14 protein-coding genes are annotated in these 18,267 nt (G+C 36.0%); 11 read left to right on the top strand and 3 right to left on the bottom strand.

Features of this window, described 5'->3' with window-relative positions; genetic code table 11:
* The first annotated feature begins 7 nt into the window (after window positions 1-7).
* The 6 genes from DHU68_RS08445 to DHU68_RS08420 all read left to right on the top strand — a co-directional run bounded on the left by DHU68_RS08445 (window position 8) and on the right by DHU68_RS08420 (window position 6,767).
* The gene (locus DHU68_RS08445; RefSeq protein ID WP_369831333.1) at window positions 8-1,984 is read left to right on the top strand and encodes a ComEC/Rec2 family competence protein; all 1,977 of its coding nucleotides are present in this window, start codon (window positions 8-10) and stop codon (window positions 1,982-1,984) included.
* A gap of 40 nt (window positions 1,985-2,024) precedes the next feature.
* On the top strand, window positions 2,025-3,071 hold the full coding sequence (locus DHU68_RS08440; RefSeq protein ID WP_108822526.1) for a bifunctional oligoribonuclease/PAP phosphatase NrnA: 1,047 nt from the start codon (window positions 2,025-2,027) through the stop codon (window positions 3,069-3,071).
* A gap of 12 nt (window positions 3,072-3,083) precedes the next feature.
* A complete protein-coding gene (locus tag DHU68_RS08435) occupies window positions 3,084-3,674 on the top strand; it encodes a DUF4827 family protein (protein ID WP_108822525.1) in 591 nt (196 codons plus the stop codon).
* A gap of 1 nt (window position 3,675) precedes the next feature.
* Window positions 3,676-5,061, top strand: coding sequence for a phosphoglucosamine mutase (glmM, locus tag DHU68_RS08430; RefSeq protein WP_108822524.1), 1,386 nt, complete (start codon window positions 3,676-3,678; stop codon window positions 5,059-5,061).
* A gap of 81 nt (window positions 5,062-5,142) precedes the next feature.
* On the top strand, window positions 5,143-5,832 hold the full coding sequence (locus DHU68_RS08425; protein WP_108822563.1) for a DUF2461 domain-containing protein: 690 nt from the start codon (window positions 5,143-5,145) through the stop codon (window positions 5,830-5,832).
* Window positions 5,833-5,870: 38 nt separating this feature from the next.
* Entirely contained in the window at window positions 5,871-6,767 is an 897-nt protein-coding gene (locus tag DHU68_RS08420) for a diaminopimelate dehydrogenase (RefSeq protein ID WP_108822523.1), read from the top strand.
* A 68-nt stretch (window positions 6,768-6,835) separates the two neighbouring features.
* Here DHU68_RS08420 and DHU68_RS08415 read toward each other — a convergent pair whose 3' ends face one another.
* Entirely contained in the window at window positions 6,836-8,119 is a 1,284-nt protein-coding gene (locus tag DHU68_RS08415; protein WP_108822522.1) for an O-acetylhomoserine aminocarboxypropyltransferase/cysteine synthase family protein, read from the bottom strand.
* Between the two features lie 201 nt (window positions 8,120-8,320).
* On the opposite strand from DHU68_RS08415, the gene ispE reads away from it, so the two are divergent.
* From ispE to pyrF, 5 genes are all read left to right on the top strand, one after another.
* Complete coding sequence (gene ispE, locus DHU68_RS08410) at window positions 8,321-9,142, top strand: 4-(cytidine 5'-diphospho)-2-C-methyl-D-erythritol kinase (RefSeq protein ID WP_108822521.1); 822 nt, start codon at window positions 8,321-8,323, stop codon at window positions 9,140-9,142.
* 71 nt (window positions 9,143-9,213) lie between these two features.
* Window positions 9,214-10,191: a lytic transglycosylase domain-containing protein gene (locus tag DHU68_RS08405; protein ID WP_108822520.1), complete on the top strand. Its 978-nt coding sequence runs from the start codon at window positions 9,214-9,216 to the stop codon at window positions 10,189-10,191.
* A 29-nt stretch (window positions 10,192-10,220) separates the two neighbouring features.
* Window positions 10,221-13,055: an excinuclease ABC subunit UvrA gene (gene uvrA, locus DHU68_RS08400; protein WP_108822519.1), complete on the top strand. Its 2,835-nt coding sequence runs from the start codon at window positions 10,221-10,223 to the stop codon at window positions 13,053-13,055.
* A 407-nt stretch (window positions 13,056-13,462) separates the two neighbouring features.
* The gene (gene prfA, locus DHU68_RS08395) at window positions 13,463-14,548 is read left to right on the top strand and encodes a peptide chain release factor 1 (RefSeq protein ID WP_108822518.1); all 1,086 of its coding nucleotides are present in this window, start codon (window positions 13,463-13,465) and stop codon (window positions 14,546-14,548) included.
* Window positions 14,549-14,563: 15 nt separating this feature from the next.
* Window positions 14,564-15,388: an orotidine-5'-phosphate decarboxylase gene (pyrF, locus tag DHU68_RS08390; RefSeq protein WP_108822517.1), complete on the top strand. Its 825-nt coding sequence runs from the start codon at window positions 14,564-14,566 to the stop codon at window positions 15,386-15,388.
* 84 nt (window positions 15,389-15,472) lie between these two features.
* On the opposite strand, the gene DHU68_RS08385 is transcribed toward pyrF, so the two are convergent.
* Window positions 15,473-17,173, bottom strand: coding sequence for a tetratricopeptide repeat protein (locus DHU68_RS08385; protein ID WP_108822516.1), 1,701 nt, complete (start codon window positions 17,171-17,173; stop codon window positions 15,473-15,475).
* A gap of 132 nt (window positions 17,174-17,305) precedes the next feature.
* Entirely contained in the window at window positions 17,306-18,169 is an 864-nt protein-coding gene (locus DHU68_RS08380; RefSeq protein ID WP_108822515.1) for a mechanosensitive ion channel family protein, read from the bottom strand.
* Between the last annotated feature and the right edge of the window lie 98 nt (window positions 18,170-18,267).

The raw sequence follows: 18,267 nt of genomic DNA, 5'->3' as shown, positions 1-18,267 counted from the left end.
CTTGCGGATGATGAAGAATCCGTTCTCTAAAACGCCTTTTCTGTTTTTGTTGATTCCTTTGATTATAGGAATCTTATTACAATACTATTTCAGACTTGAAAATATAAGTATAGTTATATTCCTGCTAGGGGTAATAACTATACTTTTTTCATTTATGATACCCAAGCAAAAAGAGTTTGCCCTAAGGTGGGTATTTGGATTGGGAACTTTTATTTCCATAATTGGTATTGGTTCGGCTTCTACATGGTATCGTCAACAGAGTGTGCTTTTTTCTTTTCAGGATGAAGTTGGAATTTACAGAGGAATTGTTGAAGATATTCCTCAAGAGAAGAAACGATCAATAGCTTATGAAGTTTATCTGCCTGATGAAGATAAACGGATTGTTTGTTACTTTCAGAAAGATTCATTGCAGAATGAAATATTAACCCCAGGAGAGAAATTTATTTTTCAAGGAAAGATTCAGCCTTTTCGAAATTTTGGAAACCCAGACGATTTCGATTACGTCCGTTACATGCATAACCAAGGTTTCTCTGGGGCATCGTTTATTCAGGTAGGACGATGGCAAGAAATAGGATCTGTAGAAACCTCCTTAAAGTTTTCGGCGCTAAAAATAAGACAATATCTACTCGATTTTTATAAATCACTCAATTTTGATGATGCAGAATATAGTATATTGGCAGCTCTTACACTTGGTTATCAAGGTGCATTGAGTGATGATTTACTTCAGGGTTTTAGAACTACGGGAACTGTGCATGTCTTGTCGGTAAGTGGGTTGCATGTGGGAATTATCTATTTAATGATTAGTTTTCTATTAAGTTTTATTCGAAGAGGTGATAGATATTACTTTCTTAAACCATTGTTGATAATCCTATTGTTGTGGTTATATGCTTTTGTTACGGGGCTTCCTGTTTCAGTTGTCAGAGCTAGCTTGATGTTAACTATCTTTTGTGTGTCAGAGATTATAGGCAAAAAGAGCTTTTCTATTCATGCGCTATTTATTGCTGCTTTTTTTATTTTGCTCTATAGTCCGTTGTCGCTTTTCGATGTAAGTTTTCAGTTAAGCTTTATCTCCGTACTGGCTATTTTATACCTGCATCCTAAAGCCATAAACTTAGTTGTTATAAAAAATAAATACCTGAGAAATGTTTGGAGTATGTTTACATTGTCAGTAGTTGCTCAGTTGGCTACATTTCCCATCTGTTTGTATTATTTCGGAACGTTTCCGACCTACTTCTTTTTAGCTAATCTTGTCATTGTTCCCTTGGTTTCTTTGATCACATATGCCATGTTGGGAGTTGCTCTATCTGCACTCGTTGCAAACATCCTACCCCAATTTGAGTATTACATTTATTATTTACCGATTCATCTATTAGAATTTTTAGTTCATCTGATGACTAAGTTAATTCAATTATTTGAAAAGCTTCCATTTGCACTTATTGAGGATGTACAGATATCTCTCCTTGATGTTTTTGTCATTTTTACGATCATAATTACTTTTCTTATCTTCTTGATATATAAGAAATCTAAGTCTTTGATTATATCGTTAATCGCTATTTGCCTTCAGCTAAGTATTCATTTATCCGAAAACTTTAAAATGCAGCCAGATCATTTGACTGTCTATAACCGACCTTACAGTACAGATATTCGCTGGGTAGAAAATGAAATAGAAACGGCTTTTAATATGGAAGTTCTAAATGACGGTTTTGAATTCATGGAGTTGAGAGGAAATAAAATACTTATAGTCTCCAAAAATGTATGGGAAGGAAAAATCTCAGATAAACTCTTCTTTGTGGATAACCTGATATTAACAGAAGATAATAACCTGTCTCTTTATAGCATAATGAAGCTACTTGAAGCGAAAAATGTAGTATTAGATGGCTCTTTGACGGCTTATGCCCGAAGAAGGTTATCTAAAGAATGTCAAAATTTGAATATTCCATGTCATGATGTCGTAGAAAATGGTGCGTTTACTCTGAATTTTTAGTATTTTTGCGATTGAAAAACAGGATATAAAGAAACTATAGATGATTTCAAAAGTAATAGCAAGTCAAAAAATATCAGAAGTAAAAGAACTACTCAATAAATATCAAAAAATTGTAATAGTAACACACGTGTCGCCTGATGGGGATGCAATAGGTTCTTCTTTAGGCTTATACCATTATTTGTGTGAACTGGGTCATGATGTAAATGTTATTGTTCCAAATTCTTTTCCTGAATTCTTGAAATGGATGCCAGGCTCAAGTGAGATATTTGAGTATGAGAAATATCCTGAGTTTGCTCAGAAACTATTAAATGACGCAGAATTAATCTTCTGTTTAGACTTTAATATTCCTAAACGAGCTTACCTGATGGGACCGGCTATTGAAGCAGCAAAAGGGAAAAAAGTGTTGGTCGATCATCATCCCGACCCTTCAGACTTTTGTGATGTGACAATTTCGTATCCGGAAATTTCATCAACGAGTGAACTTATATTCAGACTTATTTGTAGAATGGGTGATTTCGAAGTGATGAGTTACGATAGTGCTACTTGCATTTATACAGGTATGATGACGGATACAGGAGCCTTTACTTATAATTCGAACAATGCTGAAATATATTATATTATCGGAGAATTATTGAAAAAAGGTATCAATAAAGATCAGATCTATTCGAATGTATACCATAACTATTCCGAAGATCGTTATCGTTTGATGGGCTATACGCTTCAGGAGAAGATGAAAATATATCCGGAGTATCATACTTCGCTGATATGGTTGACAAATGAAGAACAAATGAGATATAATGTTCAAAAGGGCGATACCGAAGGTTTTGCTAATTTGCCGTTGAATATAAAAGATGTTTTTTTCTCAGTTTTTATTAGAGAAGACAATGATTTTATAAAAATTTCGTTTCGTTCTCAGGGAGACTTCCCTAGCAATAAGTTTGCAGCTCAATGTTATAATGGAGGAGGTCATCTGAATGCATCGGGAGGCGAATTTAAAGGAACAATGGAAGAAGCCATAGCTATATTTGAAAAAGGCTTGGTCGAATTTTCCGATTTATTAAAGAACAATAAAAAGAAAACAAAATAATTTCTAGACCATATGAGAAAATTAATTAGCGTAATACTAACTACAGCAGTGCTGGCGACATGTTTACTTGCTTGTAAAAGTGAGACATATACAGACAAGTTGAATGATGAGAAGAAAGCTATTGAGAAATTTATACAAGATAATGATATAGATGTAGTGTATGACTTTCCTAAAGGAGCTTTTCCTGAAAATGTTTTTTATAAAGATAGAGATACTGGCGTTTACATTCATGTTATTAATCCCGGTAGCGATGAGAAACCGACTAAAGATCCAGTAACTGAGGTTGTAATGAGATACGATACGATTTACAACTTGTTGAATAATGATGTAGAGGGTATTCCTAACTGGGATGCTACCTATGGTATAACTTTTGATTTTGGGAATAGTGGAACATATACACATAGTTCTGCTGATTATACTTCGAATTATTACTTCCAGTCTGGAGGATGTGTATTACCTTTAGAGCATGAATTAGGTAATGGAGCTGAAGTAAAGTTGATCGTTCCTTTCGAGAATGGATCGTTAGCTCAGCTATCAAACTATAAACCTTACTATTATAGTAGAGTGAAATATACTTTTGTGTTGGACGAAAAAGAAGACTAATATGACTTTAATTAAATCAATATCAGGAATTAGAGGTACTATTGGTGGAAAAGCCGGTGATGGATTAAATCCTCTAGATACAGTGAAATTTGTATCAGCTTATGCCACGTTTATACGTGAGTATATCAAGAACACATCTAATAAGATAGTAGTTGGTAGAGATGCTCGTATATCGGGTAAAATGATGGAGCAAGTAGTTGTTGGTACGCTGATGGGTATGGGCTTCGACGTAGTAAATATAGGATTGGCAACAACCCCAACTACCGAGCTTGCTGTAACTATGGAAGGTGCAGCAGGTGGTATTATCCTTACTGCAAGTCATAATCCAAGACAATGGAATGCCCTGAAGCTACTTAATGATAGAGGAGAGTTTTTGAATGCCAAAGAAGGAGAAATTGTCCTGAAACTGGCAGAATCAGAAGCATTCGAATTTGCTGATATTGATCATATAGGTAAAGTTGTAGAAAACGATTATACTGATAAACATATAGAAGCTGTCTTAAATCTGAAACTGGTAGATGTAGAGGCTATTAAAGCAGCTAATTTTGAAGTTGCTATTGATTGCGTCAACTCAGTGGGAGGTTTGGTTATTCCTAAATTACTAAAGGCTTTAGGTGTAACTAAGATAAATGAACTGTATACAACTCCTGATGGGGAATTTCCTCATAATCCGGAACCTCTTCCAGAACATTTAGGCGAAATTGCAGCTTTAATGAAAAAAACGACTTCCGATGTCGGATTTGTGGTAGACCCTGATGTAGACCGTTTAGCTATTGTTTGCGAAAATGGAGAAATGTTTGGAGAGGAATATACATTGGTTGCTGTTGCAGATTATATATTAAAGCATACACCGGGAAATACTGTATCAAACCTTAGTTCTAGTAGAGCATTGCGTGATGTGACAGAAAAGTATGGTTGCACATACAAAGCTTCTGCTGTAGGAGAGGTGAACGTTACTACTTTGATGAAAGAGACAAATGCGGTTATTGGTGGCGAAGGTAATGGGGGAATTATTTACCCTGCTAGTCATTATGGTCGCGATGCATTAGTTGGTGTAGCTTTGTTCTTGTCGCATATGGCTCATCAAAAAATGAAAGTTAGTGAGATCAGAGCATCTTATCCTTCTTATTTTATTGCAAAACAAAAAGTAGAATTGACCCCTAGTATCGATGTTGATGCTATTTTGTTAGCAGTAAAAGAAAAATACAGCCAATATGATATTACTGATATTGATGGTGTGAAGATTGATTTTCCAGACAAGTGGGTTCATCTTCGTAAATCAAATACAGAGCCGATTATCCGAGTTTATTCCGAAGCTCATACGATGCAGGAAGCTGAGGATGTTGGAGGAGAAGTTATGAAAGTTGTTGAAAATTTAGCTAAATGATATAAAAAATGGAAAAGCAGTTCTTTTTGAATTGCTTTTTTTTTGTACCTTAGCAAAATGTAATAAATATTGAATTTTATTGTGAAAAAGGATATATTATTTAAGGGGTTTACGCCAGCTACATTTCAATTTTTTAAAGAACTAAAAGAAAATAATTATAAGGAGTGGTTCGATATGCACAAGGATGTGTATGAACAGGAATTACTAAATCCGTTAAGGACTTTAGTGTCTGTATTGTCTCCTACAATGTATAATATTGATGCGGGTTTTGAATTACGTCCCCATCGAGCATTATCTCGTATATACAGAGATACGCGTTTCTCTAAAAATAAAGAACCTTATAAAGATTTCATGTGGATGACTTTCCAATTACCAGTTACACGCGAAGAATGGAAAGATTATCCTGGATATTTTATGGAATTGAATAGTGATGGCTATACCTTGGGGTTAGGTTTGTTTCAGCCTAAAAAGAAAGTAATGGATGCATTTCGTGATGAAATAACATATGATGCAGAAGAATTTCAACGTATAACTCAAGAGACAGTGTTAGATAGAGGTTACACTGTTTATGGAGAAGAATATAAGCGACCTATAGTGAATGATTTGCCCGAATATTATCAACAATGGATACAGAGAAAAGGTGTTTGGGTAGCAAAAACAAGACCTATAGGAGAGGAATTATTCTCAGAAGAATTTGCGGAAATAATAAAAAACGATTTTATAGCTTTGGAGTGGTTGTACAACTTCATGAAGGAAGCCACTGAGTTATAGATCTCTATTATATATAAATTAAATTAAATAAAAACTCAATGAAAAAGCTAAGAGCAGCTATTGTCGGATATGGAAATATCGGGCATTATGTGTTAGATGCAATTATTGCATCTCCGGATTTTGAAGTAGTAGGAATCGTTCGTCGCGATCCTACAAATGTTCCAGAAGAGTTGAAAATATATAAGGTTGTTAAATCGATTAAAGAATTGAGTGAGGTAGATGTTGCGGTACTTTGTACTCCAACTCGCAGCGTAGAAGAGTATGCAAAAGAATGTTTGGCTCTAGGTATTAATACTGTTGATAGCTACGATATTCATGGAGGAATAGTTAATTTGCGTAAGGAACTAGATGTTGTTGCTAAAGCAAATGATTCGGTGTCTATTATTTCTGCAGGTTGGGATCCAGGAACAGATTCTATCGTTCGTTCTATGTTCGAATTCATGGCACCTAAAGGAGTGACATACACAAACTTCGGACCGGGTATGAGTATGGGACACACTGTTGCAGTAAAAGCAATTAAAGGGGTAAAGGATGCCCTGTCTATGACTATCCCTTTAGGTACAGGCATTCATCGTCGTATGGTATATATTGAAGTCGCTGGCGGATATAAGTTTGAGGAAGTAGCAGCTGCTATAAAAGCTGACGATTACTTTGCACATGACGAGACTCACGTTAATCAGGTAGATTGTGTCGATAGCCTAAAGGATATGGGACATGGTGTAAATATGGTTCGCAAAGGAGTGTCAGGAGTAACTCAAAACCAGTTATTCGATTTCAATATGAAGATCAACAATCCGGCACTTACAGCTCAAGTTTTGGTCGCGTCGGCTCGTGCAGCAATGAAGCAAAAACCGGGAGCATACACCATGATTGAGGTGCCTGTGATAGACTACATTTACGGAGACCGTGAAGCATTAATCAAAAAGCTAGTTTAAAGACGAAGTTTATGATAATAAAAAAAGGTTACCTTACTAGGTAACCTTTTTCTGTTTATATAGAGTTCTTATATTTTAGCTAAAGCCTGCTCTATATCAGCAATAATATCATTTACATTTTCAATTCCAACAGATAGACGAATAAGGTCAGGAGCAACTCCCGCTGCTACTAGTTGCTCATCGCTCAACTGGCGATGTGTATGGCTAGCCGGATGCAATACACAAGTGCGTGCATCTGCAACGTGAGTTACTATTGATATAAAATTGAGATTATCCATAAACTTGACAGACACGTCTCTTCCCCCCTTTAGTCCGAATGTCATAACACCACATGTGCCGTTAGGCATTTGTTTTTGAGCAAGCTCATAATATTTGTTTCCTTTTAACCCCGGATAGTTAACCCATGCTATTTCAGGTCTGCTTTCTAAATATTCGGCTACTCTCTGTGCATTTTCACAGTGACGAGGAACTCGCAAATGTAATGTTTCAAGGCCTACATTCAATAGAAATGCATTTTGAGGAGATTGAGCAGAGCCCAAATCTCTCATTAGTTGCACAACAGCTTTCGTTAAAAATGCGGTTTTTCCGAATGTTTTAGTGTATGTTAGTCCGTGATAAGAGTCATCAGGCTGAGTTAGTCCCGGATATTTATCGGCATATTTATCCCAATCAAATTTTCCTCCGTCAACGATTGCTCCACCCAGACTTATCGCATGTCCATCCATGTATTTTGTTGTAGAATGAATTACAATGTCAGCACCCCATTCTAGTGGACGGAAATTGATAGGAGTAGGGAAGGTGTTATCGACTATCAATGGAACCCCTTCGCTTTTTGCGATCGACGAGAATTTTTCAATATCCAGAAGATTCATAGCCGGATTGGAGATTGATTCAGCAAATAACGCCTTTGTATTTGGTCTGAATGCTTTCCTTATTTCTTCTGCTGAAGCCTCTTGGTCAACGAAAGTAAATTCTATTCCTAATTTTTTTAGAGTTACAGCAAAGAGATTGAATGTGCCTCCGTATATAGCAGAAGCACTTACTACATGATCTCCTGCACTACAGATATTGAATATGGCATAAAAAGTAGCTGCTTGCCCCGATGAGGTCAACATAGCGCCTACACCACCTTCCAATGCTGCTATCTTTGCCGCAACAGCGTCATTCGTAGGGTTTTGCAGACGAGTATAAAAATAGCCGGATGCTTTTAGGTCGAAAAGATCAGCCATTTGTTCACTCGTTTCGTATTTGAAAGTTGTACTTTGGTAAATAGGAAGCACACGAGGTTCTCCCTTTTTAGGCTGCCATCCAGCCTGTACGCATATTGTTTCCAGGTTTTGTTTTTTGTTCATAGTTGTTCTAAAATTAAGTGATGTAAAGGTAATAAATAATGCTTATTTGTAGATTATAGTTAGAAATATTGTCTCTTTTAGTATTGAAATGAAAGGTTTAATGTTTGGTGTAGTAATATTTGTGATCAATAGAGATAGTGAGTAGCCTTTTATTAGAATAGTTATAAAAGGATTATCTTTGCACTAATAAAAATAGATAATATGATTTGCTTCCCAAATGCCAAGATAAATATAGGGCTGAATATAGTCTCGAAACGTCCGGATGGTTATCATAATCTGGAAACAATTTTTTATCCGATTCTGATAAAAGATGCTCTTGAAATTATCGTTCGCGAAGAACAAGATAATGATTCTTTTTTTGAAGCGGGGTTGCAAATAGACGCAGTCCCTGAAAACAACTTAGTAATGAAGGCACTTCGTCTGATGAGAAAACACTATGATTTCCCTACAATAGAAGTGCATCTGTTGAAGAAGATTCCTTTCGGGGCAGGTATTGGGGGCGGATCGGCAGATGCTGCATTTATGCTTAAGCTATTGAATGAAACCTTTAAATTAGGTGTATCAGATAAAGAATTAGTGTCATTAGCTGTGCAACTGGGAGCCGATTGTCCTTTTTTTGTTTATAATCGCCCAATGTTTGCAACGGGAGTAGGAGAGGAACTAAAGGATGTGAATTTTTCTTTGAAGGGATATACTTTAGTATTGATTAAGCCGGATGTTCATATTCCTACTAAAGACGCTTTTGCTAATATAAAACCAGTTCAACCATTCAGTTCGTTGTTAGATTTGATTCAATTGCCTATTGAGGATTGGAAAGGGAAAATTGTCAATGATTTTGAAACCAGTATTTTCCCCAAATACCCATTAATAAAAGAAATAAAGGAGAGTCTGTATGAGAGGGGAGCGCTTTATGCTTCGATGACAGGATCTGGTTCTTCTGTTTTTGGAATTTTTAAGAATGAAGTCAAAGATTTAGAAAACTTATATCCAGATTGCTTTGTGTGGCAAGGAGAAGGAGTGTAATCTCTTTTCTTGTTTTTCATAAGTGAAAACAAAATCGTATCTTTGGTAGTTATTCTTTTAAACGTTTTCCGATGAAAAAAATAATCATATATCTTTTGCCAATCGTTGCAGTATGCGCATTGGCTTTCTTCCTTTTGTCGAATAATAGTAAGATTGAGGTCGAATCAAAAACACCTTATGTCTTGTCAATGACAAAATCGATACAGGTTCCGGAAAAAGTAATGTTTGCAGGAGAAGAGATTCGACTCGACCGTTATGACATGCACGAACGTTTCGATCGAGAGATAAATGGGTTTACTTATTTACACTCAACAACATTACTTCTAATAAAGAGAGCCAATCGATTCTTTCCTATCATTGAGCCGATTTTGAAAGCAAACGGAGTTCCTGATGATTTTAAATACTTGGCTGTTATAGAAAGTAATTTAGATCATCGTATCGTTTCGCCTGTTGGAGCTGCAGGACTGTGGCAATTTATGAAAACAACAGCACCATCTTATGGCTTGGAAGTATCTTCAGAGGTTGATGAGCGTTATTCGGTAGAAAAAGCTACGGTTGCTGCATGTAAATATCTGAAACAAGCATATGCAAAATATGGAAGTTGGACTAGTGTCGCCTTAGCTTATAATGGAGGTCAAAACCGAATAAGTAGCGAACTGGTAAAACAGCAAGCTGAGGATGGTTTAGACTTATGGTTGGTAAGTGAAACTACCCGTTATTATTTTCGCATGCTTGCTATAAAAGAGGTGTTTGAAAATCCTTATAGATACGGTTTTGTATTGACAGATAATGATTTGTATAAACCTATTGAGTTCAAAAAAGTAGAGGTTACCCAATCTATCCCAGATTTGGCAGCTTTTGCAAAAGAAAATGGTGTTACTTATGCTCAACTAAAAGATTTCAATACTTGGCTTAGAGATCGTAAATTGACAATCTCAGCAAAAAGCCAAAGTTCATATACTATTCTTATCCCTACCAAAGAATCTCTACATTATAAAAAAGGAGAAAGAGTAAAAGTTCATAACGAAAAGTGGATTTATCAGGATTGATAAATTAATTAAGGAGAGTTTTCTGTTAAATGGAAAAAGAAACGAAAGAACAAAAAGAAACAATAAGCGTGTATGGTGCACGTGTTCACAATTTAAAAAATATAGATGTAGAAATTCCCCGAGACTCACTTGTTGTGATTACAGGTCTGAGTGGTAGCGGGAAGTCATCACTCGCATTTGATACTATTTTTGCTGAAGGACAGCGACGTTATATAGAAACCTTTTCGGCTTATGCCCGAAACTTTCTAGGTAATATGGAACGCCCGGATGTGGATAAAATAACGGGATTGAGCCCGGTTATTTCTATAGAGCAAAAAACGACCAATCGCAATCCTCGTTCAACAGTTGGTACTACTACCGAAATTTATGACTTCCTGCGTTTGCTCTATGCACGTGCAGGAGAAGCATATTCTTACCTTACTGGCGAGAAAATGGTGAAATACACCGAGGAGCAAATTCTTGAACTTATTCTTGAACGATATATAGGTAAGAAAATATATCTGTTGGCTCCTGTAGTTCGTAACAGAAAAGGGCACTATAAAGAATTATTTGAGCAGATCAACAAGAAAGGATATCTGACAGTTAGAGTTGATGGAGTCATACGGGAAATTATTCCGGGTATGAGACTCGATCGCTATAAAATGCATAGTATCGAGATTTTGATTGATAAACTTGTCGTTTCAAATAAGTTTGCAGATAATCTCAAAACAAGTTTGCGAACAGCAATGAAGCAAGGAGATGGATTGATTCTGATTGAAGATGTGGAATCGGGTGAGGTTCGTCATTATAGTCGTCAATTGATGTGTCCAACAACCGGATTGTCATATAGTGAGCCAGCCCCACATACGTTTTCATTCAATTCTCCACAGGGAGCTTGTCCAAGATGTAAAGGATTAGGGATTGTCAATCAGATCGATATGACTAAGATTGTGCCAAAGCCTCAGTTGAGTATATATGCCGGAGGGATTGCTCCACTTGGTAAGTATAAGAATTCATTATTCTTTTGGCAAATCGAAGCGATCTGTGAAAAATATGACGTTTCTATAAAAACTCCAATTAAGGATATTCCGCAAGAGGCATTAGATGAAATAATGTTTGGTACAGATGAACGTTTACAAATCAAGAACGAATCATTGGGAGCTTCAAATTATGTGGTAGCGTTCGAAGGGGTTGCTAAGTATATCGAAATGCAGCAGGATAGTGACTCTTCTGCATCTGCGCAAAAATGGGCAGAGCAGTTTATTAAAACTGATGTCTGTCCTGAATGTAAGGGGCAAAGATTGAATAAAGAAGCTCTCCATTATAGAATCAATGGAAAAAATATATCTGAGTTGGCAGAGATGGATATCCAGCATTTGTCTGATTGGATACAAAATATGGATACAAATATCTCAGAAAGACAGAAGATTATAGCAACAGAGATCAAAAAAGAAATTACATCCCGTTTGTCTTTCCTTCTTGATGTCGGCTTGAATTATTTGTCTTTGAATCGTCCATCTATTACTCTCTCAGGGGGAGAAAGCCAACGTATACGTTTAGCAACTCAGATCGGATCTCAATTGGTAAATGTGCTTTATATTCTCGATGAGCCAAGTATTGGTTTACATCAGAGAGACAATGACCGATTGATTGATTCTTTAAAGAAATTGAGAGATAATGGTAACTCTGTGATTGTTGTAGAGCATGATAAGGATATTATGCTTCAGGCTGACTATATTGTCGACTTAGGACCTTATGCTGGAAGGAGAGGGGGAAAGGTTGTTTTTGCAGGTACACCGCAAGAGATGATACAGGCTGATACCATGACGGCGGATTATCTGAATGGTAGATTGCAGATAGAAATTCCTAAGCAGCGAAGAACAGGCAATGGAAAAGAGATAACTATAAAAGGGGCAACCGGACATAATCTCAAGAATGTCTCTGTTACCTTCCCTTTAAATACGTTTATTTGTGTTACAGGTGTTTCGGGAAGTGGAAAATCTAGTTTGGTCAATGGAACATTGCAGCCGATTTTAAGTCAGCATTTATATCGCTCGTTGGCAGATCCTCTACCTTATAAGAATATAATAGGGATAGATAATGTAGATAAAGTAATCAGTGTAGATCAATCTCCGATTGGTCGTACACCACGATCTAATCCGGCTACTTATACAGGTGTGTTTTCTGATATAAGAAGTCTTTTTGTAAATCTACCTGAGTCTAAAATACGAGGGTATAAGCCGGGACGCTTTTCTTTTAATGTGAAAGGTGGACGTTGTGAGGTTTGTGGAGGAAATGGGTATAAAACTATTGGAATGAATTTCTTGCCCGACGTATATGTGCAATGTGAAGAATGCCATGGAAAACGTTACAATAGAGAAACTTTAGAAGTAAGATTTAAAGGGAAATCTATTGCTGATGTTTTGGATATGACAATTAATATGGCTGTAGAGTTTTTTGAAAACGTACCAACCATCTTACATAAAATAAAAGTGATGCAGGAAGTTGGGCTAGGTTATATAAAATTAGGGCAGCCTTCTACTACATTATCGGGAGGAGAATCTCAGCGAATTAAGCTAGCAGCAGAACTTGCAAAAAATGATACAGGTAATACTATTTATATTTTAGATGAGCCTACAACAGGATTGCATTTTGAAGATATAAGAGTTCTGTTGGGTGTTTTTAATAAGCTAGTTGATAGAGGTAATACAATCATTGTAATTGAACACAATCAAGATATAATAAAAAGCGCAGACTATATTATCGATATGGGGCCTGACGGTGGTCTGAATGGTGGAACTCTTGTTACAAGCGGAATACCAGAAGAGGTGATAAAAAACAAAAAAAGCTTCACTGCTAAATATTTGAAAAGTGAATTTGCCTAAAAAGTGAGATAAAAGGTATAAAAAATAAAAAAAAATAGATTTGATCTATTGTATTGTGTATTTTTTACTATATTTGTGATATCAATGAGAAAGTACAAAACGATATACAATTTTTACATGTTAATATCGTTATAAAATATAGTATTGAACACGGAGTTGGTTCCTAAGAAGAGGCTAGTCCAAATCTTATACCGCAATCAACTCTTAAGTGTAGTTTTGTAAAGTTTGTGTTAAGGTTGGGGAGTCTGCGAAGGTGATTTCGCGGACTTTCTTTTTTCTAGATTTTACCAACAAATGAATTACTAAGAACCATAGTGTAAATATTCTAGAATTCTACAAACTGTATATTTTGGTAAATTCTTTTTACATACCTTTGTATCCGAATCAAAAAAAGATAGATAGATTTTATGTCACAATTATCCTTACTGGACAAATTAGAAGCATTAGTTATCCGCTTCGAAGAAATAGGTAAACTCATAACAGATCCTGCCGTTATTTCAGATATGAAACGATATGTGAAATTGAATAAAGAATACAGTGATCTGGAGAAAATAGTTAAAGCTCGCAACGAATACAAACAATTGTTGACAACTGTTGACGAGGCTAAAGATATTCTAGATTCGGAAGATGATGCAGAGTTAAGAGAAATAGCAAAGGAGGAGCTTGAACATGCGAACAATCGTTTGCCTGAGTTAGAAGAAGAGATAAAATTATTACTTATTCCTGCCGACCCTCAAGATAGCAAAAATGCAATAGTTGAGATTAGAGGAGGTACAGGAGGCGATGAGGCTGCTATCTTTGCTGGAGATTTATACCGTATGTATACAAAGTACTGTGAGTCGAAAGGTTGGAGAACTGAAGTTACTAATATAACAGAAGGATCTTCAGGTGGGTATAAAGAAATTATATTCACAGTAACTGGTGAAGGGGTGTATGGAATACTGAAATATGAATCAGGAGTACATCGTGTACAGCGTGTACCCGCTACAGAAACTCAAGGTCGTGTGCATACATCAGCAGCTACTGTTGCCGTATTACCCGAAGCTGAAGAGGTAGATGTAGAGATAAATCCTGCTGACATAGAAATGCAAACAGCTCGTTCGAGTGGTGCTGGTGGTCAGAACGTGAATAAAGTAGAAACAAAAGTTCAGTTAACACACAAACCATCAGGTATAGTAGTTGTATGTCAACAATCACGTTCTCAGTTGGCCAATAGGGAATTGGCTATGCAAATGTTGAGGACAAAATTATATGATATTGAACTTTCTAAATACCAAGAAGCAATAGCTTCGAAAAGAAAAACGATGGTGTCTACGGGAGACCGTTCTGCAAAAATTAGAACATATAATTATCCTCAAGGACGTGTGACAGATCATCGTATCAATTATACTTCTCATAATCTTCCTGCCATAATGGGAGGTGAAATTCAACAGATTATAGATCAGCTGATAATTGCTGAAAATACAGAGAGGATGAAAGAAGGTGAATTCTAAAAACATAATACAGATATGACTAAGCAAGAACTATTTGACAATATTAAGAGAAAGAAATCCTTCCTATGTATAGGTCTTGATACGGATATACGTAAGATTCCATCAGAGTTGCTTGAGGAGGAAGATCCTATATATGCTTTCAATACAGCTATAATAGATGCTACAGCCAAGTATTGCGTAGCTTATAAACCAAATGCAGCTTTTTACGAAAGTCTGGGGGTTAAAGGAATTATAGCTTTGGAGAAAACAATCGAATATATTCGTTTAAAGTACCCTGATCAATTTATTATTCTGGATGCAAAGCGTGGAGATATAGGTAATACATCGGAAATGTATGCTGCTTCAGCTTTTGAGCATATGAAAGCTTCGGCTATAACAGTGGCCCCATATATGGGGGAAGATAGTGTTAAGCCTTTCCTGAAATACCCGAATAAATGGATTATTCTATTAGCTTTGACTTCCAATAAGGGTTCATTAGATTTTCAATTGACAGAAGGGAAAGATGGGGATCGATTGTTTGAGAAAGTTTTAAAGAAATCGCAAGAATGGGCTACAGATGAACAAATGATGTATGTTGTAGGTGCAACTCGTGGCGAAATGTTTGCTGATATCAGAAAGTATGCGCCAAATCATTTCTTGTTAGTTCCTGGAGTAGGTGCTCAGGGAGGAAGCCTTGCAGATGTTGTTAAATACGGAATGAATTCAGAATGTGGTTTGTTAGCTAATTCTTCTCGTGCTATTATTTATGCAGATAATTCTCGGAATTTTGCTTTTGCAGCAGCAGATGAAGCTAAGAAGTTGCAAGAAGAAATGGCCGGTTATCTAGAACAAATTATTTAGATTAGGCTTTTAGTCGATCGTATATAAAAAAAGAGACTCTGATACTGATATCAGGGTCTCTTTTTTGTTTAGTATAAATATATCTTATCTCAAAAGCATATTTTTAACATCCGAATTAGTTAGGAATTTCGCAAATTCGATATCGTTAAGGATATCTTTAGTTGAGAAACCGTTGTCTAAAGCAGATTTAAGATTGCCTACAACACCAGAAGTATTGTTTGTTCTTGCAGCTACAATTGCAGCTAAGTAGTAAGTTGTAGCATCTTTCTTAGTGATAGCATCAATGATTTGTCCGGCTTTGCTGTAGTTCTTAGTTAAGATCTGAGCTAGAGCCGCATTGTTAGATTTTACATCTCCGAAAGACTGAGCTGCACGATTATAATCTCCTTTTTGTAGGTAAAGTAAACCCATAGTCTCACCTAAAGAGCTAGCACCAGATGCGTTTCCTAATAGTTGCTCGGCTTTGGATACATTGCCTTCAGCAAGAGATAATAAAGCTTGATTCATGTTAGCTTCAGGAGCTTTAGATGAAACTTGAGCTGCTTTATTGAATGCTTTAACAGCTTTGTCAGTCTCTCCGTTAGCATAGTAAAGAGCACCTAGATTATTCCAACCGCGGTAATCGTTAGGAAATTTTTGAGTAACAAAAGTGTAAACTTTTTCTTTTGATACACCATCAAGGTTTGCAGCAAAAAGTAACTCTTCAACAGAAAGGCTTCCTAGATCTGAAGTGGCAGCAGCTTTTAGTTCTTGATCTGTTTTACCTATAACCTCAATGTTCGCGATTAAGCGAGAGCGACGAAGTTTAGGCAAGATTGTTTCCGCAAGATCTGAATATACAGCAGAAATGTTTTTAATTTCTTTTTCTCTTGTTTCAGTATCTGGGTACATTGAAAGAACTCTTAAAATAATGTCTTTGTCTTGTAGGCTTGATGCTTGAACAAGTTTTTGGAAACCTTCCCAGTCTTGAGCAGTATATTTAGCGTTAACTTCTGTGTCGATATTTTGTTTTTTGAACTCTTTTTGAAGATAAGCATTCGTGTTTTTCTCACGTTTCTCTGCTAGTTTTTCATTAAGTTCAAGACCACCGTCTGGAGAAGCATAAGCAGCTATTTCTACATTTAGATTTTTGCGAGTATTCTCGTCTGCTTCTTTTACGAGGTTTTTCCAAGCAGCAAGATTCGTTGAATTAAGTTCGCTTGAACGTAGTTCGGCTTGCTGGATAAGGAACATGATATCAGCGTCGTATGTTTCTTGAATGATGCGTTGGAAAGCATCAGGGGCAACTGCCGGAGAACTAGTAACAGCACTAGCTAGGCCTGAGGTAGAAACAACACCGTCTGCAACTTTTACATCAGGTATACCTTTGATTGTTTTTCCTTTCATCGAAATCTCGAATCTTAAGAATAGTTCAGATTTCTTCATTGCCGGGGTATAGTCAAATTCCGAACGGATAGTTATTGCACTACCATTTTCATAATTAACAACAATACCATTTCCTGCAACTTTTTCTCCTTGATAAGTGTGGGAAGTTCCAAGTGCTTCACCACCTTCATATTTTAAAATAGGAGTAACCTTAACAACTGCATTTTTGTCAAACCATTTAGCAGGAAAACGCCCATCCACAGTAACAGGAACTTTTGTAGCTACTAGCTCAAGTGGAGAAGGGTTCGCTGTAAATAAAGAACCAGATAAAGGTGAAAAGTTTTTCTTACTACAAGATGTTGCTAACATAGCAACTAAAGCAATCGTCGAGAGAAATAAGAGAAATTTCTGTCTTTTCATAACTTTCAATAGATTAATAATTTAAATTAGTTTATAATACCTTATTTTGCTTTACACAAAGCTACTTTTTTTTCTCTCATTTAGAAAGTGAAAAAGTCTTATTTTTGGCTTTAATAAAGGATTTAATAATTTTTAATCTTTTATCATTTTCACACTAAGCATTGATGGTGTGTAAATGTTGTTTTCTTGAAAATCACAATAAATTTTCTCGTTAAGGTGTATATTAACTGTGCTGTAATCGGTGTTGTTAACCCATACTCTAATTGTAAGGTCTATTGTTCCATTATTTAAGGTTGTTAAGCCAATAAATGGCGCTGGACTTTTCTTGATAAGAGGTTCGTTGTCTATTATATTTTGTAGTATTTCTTTCAGTGTGCTAATGTCGTTTCCGAAAGTTATATTCAAAGTAATGTCTATGCGTCTTTCTTTCTGATCGGAGTAGTTTATAATTGTGCCGGTTGATAAAGGACCATTAGGAATATAAATAGTTCTATTATCTCCTGTTGATAGGACAGTGTATAAAATGCCCATAGATTTAATTGTTCCATCCATGCTTTGTGCCAAGATTCTGTCTCCTACTCTGAACGGTTTATTGATGAGTAGCATAACGCCTCCGGCAAAGTTTGACAAGTTGTCTTTCATTGCCATACCAATCGCTAGACCAGCAGCTCCGATGATTGCTGCAAAAGAGACCATATGGATTCCCAGGATATTGATAATAATAAGAAATAGTATCACTTGGAGAGTTATATTGATTAAACTATCCAAAAAGCTTTTTACTGTATTCTCTATTTTTTTTCTTTCTAAAAAACGATCTACGAATTTTCTGATCCACCTAATAGCCCATTTCCCAATTATAAAAACTATAGCGACAATGATGAGTTTGATTCCTATATCTATTGCATGATCTAATAATCTAATAAAAAGATTGTTAAGATCAATATTGGTGAGATTAGATTTGTTTATAGCTTCTTCAGTATCAATGTCAAATAACATAAGAGATATATTAATTTATTTTTATTTTATAAATTCTGTTTCGTGTGATATGTCTTGTTAAAGGGTATGTTAAAGGTTGTTCTTTGCTTTTTACTTAT

The sequence above is a fragment of the Dysgonomonas sp. Marseille-P4361 genome (assembly GCF_900343125.1).
Lineage (GTDB): Bacteria > Bacteroidota > Bacteroidia > Bacteroidales > Dysgonomonadaceae > Dysgonomonas.
The sequence above is the reverse complement of the archived record's forward strand: the minus strand, read 5'-3'. Positions and strand labels throughout refer to the sequence as shown.